Annotated in this window: 8 protein-coding genes; 3 read left to right on the forward strand and 5 right to left on the reverse strand. The window is 33.4% G+C overall.

From position 1 onward, the window contains the following. Positions 1–251 precede the first annotated feature (251 nt). A complete protein-coding gene (locus A8B35_RS06550; RefSeq protein WP_075602541.1) occupies positions 252–2,387 on the reverse strand; it encodes a glycoside hydrolase family 97 protein in 2,136 nt (711 codons plus the stop codon). A 320-nt stretch (positions 2,388–2,707) separates the two neighbouring features. Beyond that, a complete protein-coding gene (locus A8B35_RS06555) occupies positions 2,708–4,342 on the reverse strand; it encodes a DUF6377 domain-containing protein (RefSeq protein WP_075602542.1) in 1,635 nt (544 codons plus the stop codon). 150 nt (positions 4,343–4,492) lie between these two features. Here A8B35_RS06555 and A8B35_RS06560 point away from each other — a divergent pair, with 150 nt between their 5' ends. The 3 genes from A8B35_RS06560 (at position 4,493) to A8B35_RS06570 (ending at position 6,346) form a co-directional block, all read left to right on the forward strand. Beyond that, positions 4,493–5,044 carry a TetR/AcrR family transcriptional regulator gene (locus A8B35_RS06560; protein WP_075602543.1) on the forward strand — a complete coding sequence of 184 codons (552 nt, stop codon included), beginning with the start codon at positions 4,493–4,495 and terminating at the stop codon, positions 5,042–5,044. A gap of 69 nt (positions 5,045–5,113) precedes the next feature. After that, positions 5,114–5,974 (forward strand): SDR family oxidoreductase, encoded by an 861-nt coding sequence (locus A8B35_RS06565; protein ID WP_075602544.1) that lies wholly within the window; start codon positions 5,114–5,116, stop codon positions 5,972–5,974. 18 nt (positions 5,975–5,992) lie between these two features. Beyond that, on the forward strand, positions 5,993–6,346 hold the full coding sequence (locus A8B35_RS06570; RefSeq protein WP_075602545.1) for a DoxX family protein: 354 nt from the start codon (positions 5,993–5,995) through the stop codon (positions 6,344–6,346). A 68-nt stretch (positions 6,347–6,414) separates the two neighbouring features. On the opposite strand, the gene A8B35_RS06575 is transcribed toward A8B35_RS06570, so the two are convergent. The 3 genes from A8B35_RS06575 to A8B35_RS06585 form a co-directional block, all read right to left on the reverse strand. Further along, the gene (locus A8B35_RS06575; RefSeq protein ID WP_075602546.1) at positions 6,415–8,850 is read right to left on the reverse strand and encodes a TonB-dependent receptor domain-containing protein; all 2,436 of its coding nucleotides are present in this window, start codon (positions 8,848–8,850) and stop codon (positions 6,415–6,417) included. 146 nt (positions 8,851–8,996) lie between these two features. Further along, the gene (locus tag A8B35_RS06580) at positions 8,997–11,027 is read right to left on the reverse strand and encodes a thioredoxin domain-containing protein (protein WP_075602547.1); all 2,031 of its coding nucleotides are present in this window, start codon (positions 11,025–11,027) and stop codon (positions 8,997–8,999) included. Positions 11,028–11,267: 240 nt separating this feature from the next. After that, positions 11,268–12,617 carry a S41 family peptidase gene (locus A8B35_RS06585; RefSeq protein ID WP_075602548.1) on the reverse strand — a complete coding sequence of 450 codons (1,350 nt, stop codon included), beginning with the start codon at positions 12,615–12,617 and terminating at the stop codon, positions 11,268–11,270. Positions 12,618–12,824: the final 207 nt, after the last annotated feature.

Below are 12,824 nucleotides of genomic sequence, written 5' to 3' on the forward strand. Positions count from 1 at the left end.
AATTCATCCCTATCGTGTTTATTTTTAATTCTCCACGAAAATAAAAAAAATAGTTTATGTTTAATATTTACTCCAAAGTTTAAACTTTTATTTCTAAGCTAAAGCTATTGTATTTATTATGGCTCCTAAACAATCATTCGCGTCTATCAAAGCCTCACGTTTGATTTATAAAGAAATGAAGAAGCCTCCGCAATACATTAGAAATACTAATATAAAGCGGAGGCTTTGTGCTATAAACTATTTCGTTTCTGCTACAGTTTCCTTAAACCTTTTGTTTGTGAACTATTTGTTACTTCCTCAATACTAATTGCGTAACCACCTCCTGGTGCACAGAACTGCGACAATTTTGATTTATTGGTAACTACATACTTTTTAATTTGGTATGCCTGAGGATTGTCTTTAAAATGTGCATCCTTTTTATCAGAATAAATAGTAGCTACGTATTTCTTTCCCGGAGTAAGAAAATCGAAAGCTATTTTAGAAGTTCTCGGCTCTTCGTCGTTTGTACGACCTACAAACCAATTTTCCGAATTTTTATCTTTACGAGCATAAGTAATATAATCGCCTGGCTCAGCCTCAAGTACCAAACTTTTAGACCAATCAACAGGTACATCTTTTATAAACTGAAATGCATCCATAAATTGCTCATAATGTTGCGGTAAATCAGCAGCCATTTGAAGTGGACTATACATAGTTACATATAGAGCCAACTGACGTGCAATAGTTGTTCTTACATAAGAACCATTTTCTGGATTTAACTGGCTAACATCAGTAACAAATATACCTGGGGTATAATCCATAGGGCCACCAATTAAACGAGTAAATGGAAGAATTGTAGTATGATCAGGTGTATTACCACCAAAGGCCTCATATTCCGTCCCTCTTGCAGATTCATTTCCTATAAGGTTCGGATAAGTACGGGCGATACCCGTTGGGCGAACTGCTTCGTGAGCATTAATCATTATTTTATAATCTGCAGCCTTTTCAAGTACATACTGATAGTGATTTACCATCCATTGTCCGTAATGCGACTCTCCTCTTGGAATGATATCACCTACATAACCCGTTTTTACTGAGTTGTAGTTATTATCGTTCATAAACTTAAAAGCCTGATCTAAATGGCGCTCATAATTACGCACCGAACCTGAAGTTTCGTGATGCATCATTAACTCCACACCTTTACTTTTTGCGTAATCACGTAATCCTTCAACATCAAAATCAGGATAAGGAGTAACAAAATCAAAAACATAATCTTTTGATTTACCAAACCAATCTTCCCATCCTACATTCCAACCTTCAACTAAAACAGCATCAAAACCATGCTCCGAAGCAAAATCAATGTACATTTTTACATGTTCGGTATTCGCAGCATGCTTTCCTGTTGGCTTAGCATTCTCAAAATCAGTAACACCTAATTGTACACTCGGCACATCAGCCATGCTCCAGGTACTCATACCTGTAATCATTTCCCACCAAACACCGATATATTTAACTGGTTTAACCCATGAGTCGTCTTCAAGCGCTAGTGGTTCATTTAAATTATAAGTCATTCGCGACAATAAAATGTCACCTGCTTCTTCACCAACAATAATAGTACGCCAAGGTGTTGTTCTAGGCGCTTGCATATATCCTTTATTGCCATTAACATCAGGTGCTAACATAGTTGTAAAAGTCATGTTTGTCTCGTCTAAATCAAGATGCATACATGCATACTCTATTAGTGCTGCTTCGTGCAGGTTGATGTATAAACCATCATCAGATTTCATCATTAATGCTGACTGCACGCAAGCACCTCCAATTGGACTTTGAGACTCATTTGGAGTTATTGATACCTCTAACTTTGAACTTATTTCTGATAACTTAGATGTTGTATAATTATATTCTTGTGTGTCGTTATCTCCTGGAATCCACCAAGCTTTATGGTCACCTGCCATAGCAAACTCTGTTACTTCTTCTTCAATAACAAAATAGATCAAGTTATTTTGGTTAGGAAATTCATATCTAAAACCTAAGCCATCATCAAACAACCTAAAACGGATCAATAACTGGCGATCTTCCTTATCTTGATTAAGCGTTACAGCAAGTTCATTATAGTTATTTCTGATCTCGCTTTCTTCCCCCCAAGTAGGTTCCCAAGTTTCATCAAAACTTGAATTCTCTGTTTTAATAATAGTAAAACCATCTGTCAAATCGGCAGTATCTTTTAAAATAAAACCAAGCTTACTATCTAAAACAACAGGCTTACCCTTATAATCTAATTGATAAATTGGCACCCCATTATTAACTTCAAACTTCAAGTTAAAATTGCCATTGGGCGATTTTAATTCTTCTGCTTTGATTACACTGAAGAATCCGATAAAAGCAAAAAATAACAATACGTTTTTCATCTCTTTATTTTTTAATTACACTCTAATTATTAAAATAACTCCATAATTTAACTGGAGTAAGAAACCATTCATATAATATAACACTTATCCATAGGTTCAGCAATTATATAAACACGAACTCTATAAATTATTGCATTAACTATTAGTATGAATTAACTTCTAATCAAAAATAAGAAGTGATTAGATGAAACTAAACTGAAAGTAGACTATATTTGAATAAATATTAATTAAAAATACTCATATTAACCTGATTTAAAAACAATTAACCCAAAGCAACACAATGTAAAATAGAGATTGAAAAGTAGACGTTTTTTTGGTAGTTACAAGGCTAAAACTGCCCTATCAAAGGCTTCTCTATCCATTTTCGCCTTGTTTCTTACCTTAGTTCTGTAGTTATATATTGTTGGATTGGAGTAACGCAGGAATTCTGCAATTTGAGAACTTTCAGTGATTCCTAGTCTAATTAAGGCAAAGATTCGAAGCTCTGTATTGAGCAATTCGCCCTGTTTTAGTATAATTTGCTCATCATCTCTCAATAAAGTCTGGAATTTTGCGATAAAATCAGGATGTAAGTCTAAAAAAGCCTTGTCGAAATCATTATAAAATGATTGCAATTCTTTATCAACAACCTCTTTTGATTTCAGTATTTTTAATAATTGAGCAGTATTACTCGAAGCTGTTTTCTTTAATAGGGATAACCTATAATTATCGATGCTTCCAATATACGAAGAGCACATCTTTAAGTATTTTACTATGTATTCGCCCTGCATTGCATTTACTTTCCCCAATGCCATATTAGCCTCACTAATAGCAATATGACTATCTTTTAACTTATGGTTACTATCATTTAAAGCTTCATTTATACTTTTTACATTCTTATTAGCCAGAATAAGCTTATTATTTTGCCTTTTATTAAAAAACAATGACACTAAAAGCACAGTCACTAGGGTAAATGCTACAATACTAAATAGGATTAGATTACGCTTTTCTTTATCTTTTAATCGCTCATATGCTAAATCAATTACAGGCATCACTTTTAATACTTCGAAGCTTCGTAAACGGGCATGACTAAATAGCGCATCATCTAATGCTACTTTGATATACTTATAAGCTCTATTAATATCGCCCTTTTGAAATAACAGTAAAGCTAATTCGTGTAAAGCTACATTTTCTCTTACTGCATTATAAATATCAGAGCTAGCTGAAAGCGCTAAATACTCTTTTTGTTTATCAAGGTTACTTTGCATAGCATAAGCCCTGGAAATAGTATATGACAGAAAGGCATACCCCCTATCTTTAGGATCGTACTTGTTCAGTTGTTTTTCAAGTATTAGAATCGCATCCTCAAGCTTATTTTTATCAATCAAATTTTCAGCTTGCAGCAAAGAGTAACCAGGATAGTGTTCTTTTGAAATATTAAAAGCAGAATCCTGATATGTGATTCTTGTTTTATTATATATAGGCTCTAGATTAGTGCCTGAAGTATATTTAGATAAATACCTATACTGAGTAGTTCGTTCAGTATAGTAAGCAAGCAGTAATATATCGCTTAGCCCACTACTATTTATATTATTTAATATTGCATCAGCCTCTGTAAACATACCTCCTAGCAAATATGTTTTAGCCATTATTATTGATGCTTCATCTATGAATTCCTTTTTTTTAGAAGAAGTGGCGTAATCAATAACTAAATCGGCATAAATAGTTGCTGAATCAATATTATATGAGCTATAAATATCACATAACTGACGGGCAAGAGTATACTTTGATTCATTATTAGGTGCTATGCTATATAGAGATTTAATATTTGAAATACGTTCTTCAAATTTATCATGATAGAGCACTCTGTTTTCAATTAGTTTATCTAATTGAAGTAAAGCTTCATTATAATTATTGGGATACAAATTATTAAAAGAAAGTATCAGCAAGCACAAGGCTAAAAAAGTATGTTTCATTTTTATTTATTGATTCAATTTCATTTTGTGTGCCTATCATGTGGCAATAGGTGTATAATGAGAACAAATATCTTAAAAATATGTAACTCAATCGCTGTATTTTGTATCGATTTTATGGAATAATCATTCCAAGCTTATTATATTTACCAAATGAGCAAAAAAGAATTAATAGTAGACGCAGCCATAGAACTTATTACTCAAAATGGAATACATAACACACCGATGTCTGCAATAGCTAAAAAAGCAGGAACAGGAATTGGTACAATTTATAATTACTTCCGTAATAAGGATATATTAATCAATTACATTTATGTTAGTATTAAAAAGGAAGAAGAATATATATATAATGCCTTTGATCCTAATATGGCAATAAAGACTCAATTTGAAACCTACTTTATTGCTACAATAGACTTTTTTAAAAGCAAGCCTAATTATTTTAAGTTTATGGAACAGCTTCAGGCATCTCCTTTAATTACACCAGAAAGTAAGGCTGAGGGAGAAAAAGCCATTAAATATGTAGGTGAGTTATTAAATAAAGGAAAATCTGATAGGATTATTAAAAACATCTCGAATGCTGAGTTATTGATGTTTATAGGTGGAACTGTATTATCCTACCTACGCTGGTTCTTTTCCTCTAATGCTGACAATACTAATTCCATCAGCAATCAAGTTACTATGCTGTGGGATGCTATTAAAGATTAAAAATGTATTTTGGAATGAACATTCACTCCAACATACTGTTTCTTCATTATACATTAAAAATCAAAAACGATGAAGAGAAATATTTTAATAACAGGAGCCTCTACTGGCGTTGGCTTTGAAAGCGCTATCCTTTTTGCTCGTAATAACTATAAGGTATATGCAAGTATGCGAAATCTTAACAAGGGGCTTGAACTTAAGAAAAAGATAGCTGCGCAAAGTTTAGATATAGAACTAATAGAATTAGATGTAACAAAGCCAGAATCGATACGAAAAGCCATACAACATATAATTGATAATGATAGCAAAATTGATTTGCTTTTGAATAATGCTGGTGCAGGCTTTGCAAAAACTACAGAACAAGCAAGTGAAGAAGAAATTCGTTGGGTAAGTGATGTTAACTATCATGGAGTAGTTTTCTGTACTCAAGCCGTTTTACCCTTTATGCGCCAACAAAAATCAGGACAAATTATAAATATCACTTCTGTTGGAGGATTAGTTGGGCAACCTTTTAATGAATTGTATTGTGCGGCAAAATTTGCAGTAGAAGGATATACTGAGGCGCTTGCAAGTTACGTTACCGATGCTTTTGGCATTAAACTTACTTGTGTAGAACCAGGAGGTATTGCCACTGAATTTATGAAATCGGCAGTAGAAAAGACAACTGTTAAAGGTCAACTAGCTTCGGGAGAATACCTACCAGTTTTTGAAAGATATTTTGCAGGTAACCAGAAAAGAGCATCGGAAAGCAAAGAACAGGTATATCAAACAGGTGAAGAGGTTGCCAATATAGTATTTGATGTAGCCCAGAATCCAACTCCTCCTTTAAGACTTAGAACTTCTAAATGGGCAGAAGATTTTTGTAAGTTAAAAACAAACAGTGACCCAGATGGAACTTTATTAGTGAAACAAATTACAGATAGTTTCTTATAATCTAATGACAATAAACTCATGGCACAAACAATCTATTGGATATCAACAATAATTATTTCCGCTTTTCTATTTATCAGCTCCTACTCTTATATTTTTAGTAATGCTACTAAGGAAGGAATTAAAGCACTTGGATTTCCTGATTTTTTCAGGATTGAATTAGCTGTATTAAAACTATTGGCTGCTATTTTGATATTAATCCCACACTTGAATATCCAGTTAAAAGAATGGACTTATGCAGGTATTGCATTGTTTCTAATTACGGCCTTTGTAGCCCATTTAAAGCACCGCGATTCTATTTTTATAATGTTACTATTAGTTGTACTGATGCTTATCTTAATTGTATCATATATTTATCTGCATAAAAGAATCTAAATTCTGAAATAAAAAAAGCGTATAACCTAACTGGCTATACGCTCTTTTTTGAATATTGTTAATTAGTATTAATACTCCTCATCACCTCCAAAACCATCAGGACCACCTTTCTTTGATCGCGGTGATTTATAATTATTAAAACGGTAAGTCACAGTTAAAGTTACTAAAGGTGCATTGTAGGAATGATGAGAATATTCGTAAAAATCTTCACCTTGTGATACTCCTGCTCTTCTGTTTTGATTAAATACATCTCTCACTTGCAGCACTCCTGTAATATTTCTATCAAACATTTCTTTTCTAAAGGCTAAATCAGTACTAACAAAACTTTCTCTGTACCCTTGGGCTGTAATTTGCTTACTATTATATCTAGTAAATGCCTGTATCTGTGTAGTTTTATTGATTTTAAACGTGTTATTTAACCTCGCATTCCACATAAAATCACTTCTACTAAAATCTACACCATTATACATGCCTGTTACTTCATAGTCGTACATACTTCCCGATAAATCAGCTCGCCACCATTTAAATGGATCAAAACTAAAGGTAGCATCCAAACCTAAAGAATAATCTTTACCAACATTTTCAGGTGAACGCATCATAATGTTATCCTGATATACAGATCTAATCCACTCAACTTTATTATGAGTAACTCGATAATAAGCTTCGAAATTGACAAATGCTTTATCCCATTTCTTAAGGTAAGCAATTTCTAAAGCATCAATATATTCTGGTAATAAATCAGGATTACCTTGTCGCACATTAAAAGCATCTGTCCACGTTACAAAAGGTTCTAGATAATAGCTTCTAGGGCGTTGAATTCTTCGAGTATAACTAGTCATCAACTCTTGTTCGTGAGGTAGTTTATAGGATAAATGAATCGTTGGGAACCAATCTACTCTATTAATTTCAGATTTTGTTTCACCAATATCTTCAGCACCTGAGTTAATTAGTTCAATGGTTCTATCCGTATACTCAGCCCTTAAGCCTAACTGATACCCAAATTTACCAAGCATACTCGCATATGTTGTATATAGCGCGTGTATATTATTAGTAAATGAAGTTGTATTAGAGTAAAGAGGATCTTGCTCGTAATTGCCATTACCTAAACTATCAATAGCCAATCCTGTTTCATCAGTACTTGTCCTTACTTCTATCTGATAGCCTGATTCTAACTTACCATTATTACCTAATGGCAAACTATAATCAATATTACCCTGAAACATATTCACGGGGCCATCTTCTGTACTTTTTCGACCTTCCATTTTGTTCCCGGCAGCATCGTAAAGTTGATTTTCATTAGACTCTTTACTATTCATTGATCTATTAGAGGCTGTTACCTTTAACTCATGCCCGTCTGTATTAAACTTATGCAGGTAGGTAGCACTTGCTGAAAACATGTCGCTACTACGTAATCCATCTTCATTACTTGTATATCTGTATGGATCAGCACTTATGTTACTCCACTCACTATAGTTCAAATTAGATGTACTATTATAACTACGTTTCCCAATATTCAGATCAATTTTAAGAGTATTCATGGTATCAATTTTCCAATCAAAACCTCCTCTGATATTGCCTCGGTACATTTCGCGTTTTAAAGTACCATCATTTGATAAGTAGTTCGTTTCATCTCCGTTGTACGACTCTCTATCTAAATATTGTTCACCGTTGAACCTACGATCGTTATAATCTCCCGCTAGGTAATACCCAAATCTTCCTTGACGATAATTAAATAAGAAGTCGCCACCATAACCCATCGTTCCTCCATTAACATTTACCACTCCATTTACACCCTGAAGCATATTCTTTTTAGTAATAATGTTAATGATGCCGCCTGTACCTTCAGGATTATATTTTGCTGAAGGGTTAGTAATAATTTCTATATTATCAATGGATGATGCTGGAATTTGCTGTAAGGCTTCTGATGCTTCAAGCACACTAGGTATACCATCAATTAACACCATAAAATCGCTACTGCCTCGCATGGATACATTACCTTCTATATCAACCGTCATTGATGGCACATTCTCCAATATATTAACTGCAGAACCCGATACTGCTGTATATTGCTTACTAACATTTACTATTTTCTTATCAATTTTATAATCAATAGCTGCCCTTTCAGCAATTACTTCTACCTCTTCAATACTTTCAGTATTTTCTTTAAGACCAAGTATTCCAATATTTGCACTTCTTTGCCCTTCTATTAGCTCTACCTTATCTACTCTCTCAGTTTCATATCCCATAAAACTTAGTTCTACGTAATATTTACCATTCTCAATATCTGGAACTCGAAAAACACCATCACTTTTTGTAATAGTACCCGTAATCAATTTGCCCGTTTCAGCTTCATATATGGCAACCGAAACGTACTCTAATGGACGACGAGAATTGGCATCAACAATTTTTCCTTTAATAACGCCATCTACGGCCTCTGCCGGATTAGACATTGCACTTGGTAGAAATAAAAATAATAGAAGGTTAATAATAAGTACTTGCTTCATTATAATATAGATATATTTTTAATCAACTAGTTTAAAATGCAAAAATACACTCTTGCACTATATAAAGACGACAAATAAACTAAAAACCTTCACTCTATTTATAATAACGCCTATGAAAATGTAAAAAAATATTTTTACACCTACGCTTACCTATTTCTAACATTATTGTTATGCTTTAAGGTAAGTAAAGCATCTTCAACAGTATGAACAGGAGCACCACATGCATTATCATTACAAATATAGAAAGTCAGGTCTTTACTATTTTTCCCTTCTGTTATCGGCAAGTTATTATCTGCCGATGCTAAAAACACAAATGGATTAAAATCTGTTATCAGTTCATTATGGGCATTTTTTATGTCGCCGCCCGAAATAACCAACTCATTAGTACCATAAATAAAAAATAGCTTTAAGCGCTGCCAATTGGCATAATATTTCCCATGCTCGTCAATTTTCCCCGAAAGATTCTTAAGCATTTGCAACGAGGTGTGATACCCTTCCTTATGTAAAAAATATTTACTTAAGCGGTATATATTTATTGCCATAACGCTATTAGAAGCCGGTATTACATTATCTGAAATCTCAGACTTACGAACTAGTAGTGGTTCATCAAGAACCGAAGCGTAATAAAACAATTGATTATCTTCGTTAAAGAAATGTGCCCTAACGTACTCTAATAAACTATTAGATAATAAGATCCATTGCTCATCAAAAGTCACCTGATACAAATCAATCCAAGCATCAATAAGCATGGCATAATCGTCTAAAAACGCATTTATACTTCCCTTATCACCTTTTAAACTGCGCCATAAAGCTCCATTATCTTGAAATGCTTTTGCCTTTATAAACTCAGAACTCTCAATAGCCTGATTTAAATAAGCCTCGTTACCCAAGGCCTTGTAAGCCTGTACTAAACCTTTTATTGCTATTGCATTCCATGATGTTAGTATTTTATCATCCAATAAAGGATAAGTTCTAGTTATTCGTTGCTTGTATAATATTTGCTTGCTTTTATTCAGTTTTGAATTTAATTCATCAAAATCAACGTTTAAGCGATCAGCAAATTCTTGTATACACTGGGTTTGAAACAGAACATTTTTACCTTGCTCCCAGTTACCGGATTCTGAAATATTAAAGACCTCACAAAACAAACTAGCCTCATCTCCTAACAAAGCCTCAATTTCAGATTTAGTCCATACGTAATACTTCCCTTCTTCACCTTCACTATCGGCATCTTTTGCTGAATAAAAACCACCTTCTGGCGTCTTTAATTCACGCGTAATGAATGCTATTGTTTCCTCAACTACTTTCTTATATAAAGGATTTTTAGTTAAACGATAAGCCTTCGAATACACTTCAATAAGTTGCCCCTGATCATATAGCATCTTCTCGAAATGAGGGACTTTCCAAAACTCATCAACAGAATATCGGGCGAAACCTCCACCTAAGTGATCAAAGATACCTCCAAAGGCCATCCTAGTTAATGAAGTATTTACATAATTTAGAAGCGTCTCATCTTCGGTATTTGATAAATACGACAAAAAGAAATTGAACTCAACTGGCATTGGAAATTTAGGTGCTCCTATATTTCCTCCCCAAACCATATCCAAATTATCTTTCCATGAGGTAATGGCTTCTTGCAAACTATCTTCAGTAAATAAGGCTGAATCTTTTACCAAACCAACAAAATCCATTCGTTCGATACCATCTTTAATTTGCTTACCTAAATCAACTAATCTTTCTGGTTGATTATTAAATATCTGATTAATCTCATTTAGTAGATTAATCCATTGTCTCTTCTGAAAATATGTTCCTGCAAATACGGGTGTTCCATCTGGTAAAGTAATAATATTTAGAGGCCACCCTCCCTTACCAGTAGTTAAATGTGCAACATCCATAAAAACTTGATCTAAGTCCGGACGCTCTTCTCTATCTATTTTAATTGATACAAAATCCTGATTCATTAAAGCTGCCACATCAACATCGCTAAAACTTTCTTTCTCCATAACATGGCACCAATGACAAGCTGCATAACCTATTGAGATAACCATTAATTTATTCTCATTTTTGGCCTTATTTAAAGCTTCGGTATCCCACGGATACCAATTCACTGGATTTTGGGCATGCATTAATAAGTATGGACTCTTTTCATTTATTAAGGCATTGGTTCTATTACTCATGTACTCTTTATATTTATATCTAAAAAATCATCTGAGCCTCCTTCTCGCACTTCAGTTTTTTACTATCTATTGCTACTTCCTAGCAATACATTAGCACCATATGGGCAACTAATCATAGTAAAACTGATCACAACAGCTCCAGTCATATTAACATCAGAGAGGGTCTTTAGTTCTATAAACGCATAAAAAAAGAGCTATCTCGAAAGAAATAACTCTTAATAAAATTTTAGTAGGGATAAATTAAGGTAAGGATAAATACATTTTGTTTTCTAGAGGGTGCTCATAAGGCTTTGGCATACTAATATATTGCATTTTACTTGAACTACTTTTGAATACTTCATTATCCTCACCGGAATTATTTATTAGATTAAATGCAGCATTCATGAACGGATCATCATCAGCTCCTAGTTCAGCATAAAAACTATCGTACATCTGAATTTGAGGAGATAAACCAATGGAATAATCTATTGAATTGTTAACATTCTCAGCTTTCATAACGATTGGTTGTATAGCCCAGCCGTGATCACTATCTAGATCGTTAATTGTTATAGAACCATAATATTTACCCTGTGTTTTTTCACCTATTTGAACCACATTCATATACGGTGATAGGGCATAAATTAGCATTTCGCTTGCTGACGCCGTTGATGGTGTGGTTAGTACATATAAGTTTTGAAGGTTTAAATTATTCGGATGCTTTAAAAACCTATCTATAAATATACTTTCATCATCAGGATACTTAGTTGCTAAATAATCACTTACTGTATTATTATAAGATGATCTTATAAATACTTCATCAGCTATAGATGATGGCCCAATCATTGAAGCTAATAACTTTGCTGTTGCTACAGATCCTCCCCCATTATATCGTAAATCAAGAATTAAATCTTGTACTCCTTGTTCTTTAAACTCTGCAAATAGACTTTCTAAATCGGCACTTAAGCTTGAAATAAATGATGTATAAGCCAAATAAGCTATAATATGCCCATCTCGGTCCTGAACATGTGTTTTCAATATAGGATTAATATGTATTTCTTCTGGGGATAACACAATTGGCTGATCTAAGGGTTCAGCTACACCACTTTTCATTGTTCCTAGGGTAAGCGAAATAGATTCATTATCAAAAAGCTCAGCATATGTGTTTTCACTTAAAGAATGTCCATTTACTTCTATTATAATATCTCCTCTTTTTAAATTAGCTCTCGATGCGGGGGTATTGGGGTAAACAAATTCAACAAAACCAATCCAATCAGAACTTCCTTCACTTATTAATGCCGGTCTAACAGAGTAACCATATTCTTTACGTACTCCATTAAAATAATCAACTAAGCCCTGATAATCGCTCGTAATAAATGACCACTTATCAATTGAAGAGTACAATAACTTATCAAAATACACTTTACAGTCTGTTTGCTCATGAGGAGATAACTCTGGCATCTGTTCTTCCCAATAATAATTGGTGGACATACTCTCATGAATGAATTCATTAACTTTTTCTAATTGGGAAAGTTCTATTTGCTTATCCTTTTTGCATCCAACGCATAAAAAAACTGCAATTAGGATTAAAATAGCAGAATCAAATAATTTCATAGAATTGATAAATTGTTTTAGTTATTAGATCTGCAACTTAAATATATCATTTGATAGATGCCAATACAATATCAGTTATTGTACATTATTACACCCTACGAAAGTGCACTTAATAATGAATATAAATAAGACTAATAGCAGGGTGTTTTAATGCTTATTTTTCGATAAAATAAGTTTTAATATATCTTTGTGCCTACCAGTTATTAA

It is taken from the genome of Saccharicrinis aurantiacus (assembly GCF_001660705.2).
In the GTDB taxonomy this organism is placed as follows: domain Bacteria; phylum Bacteroidota; class Bacteroidia; order Bacteroidales; family Marinilabiliaceae; genus Saccharicrinis; species Saccharicrinis aurantiacus.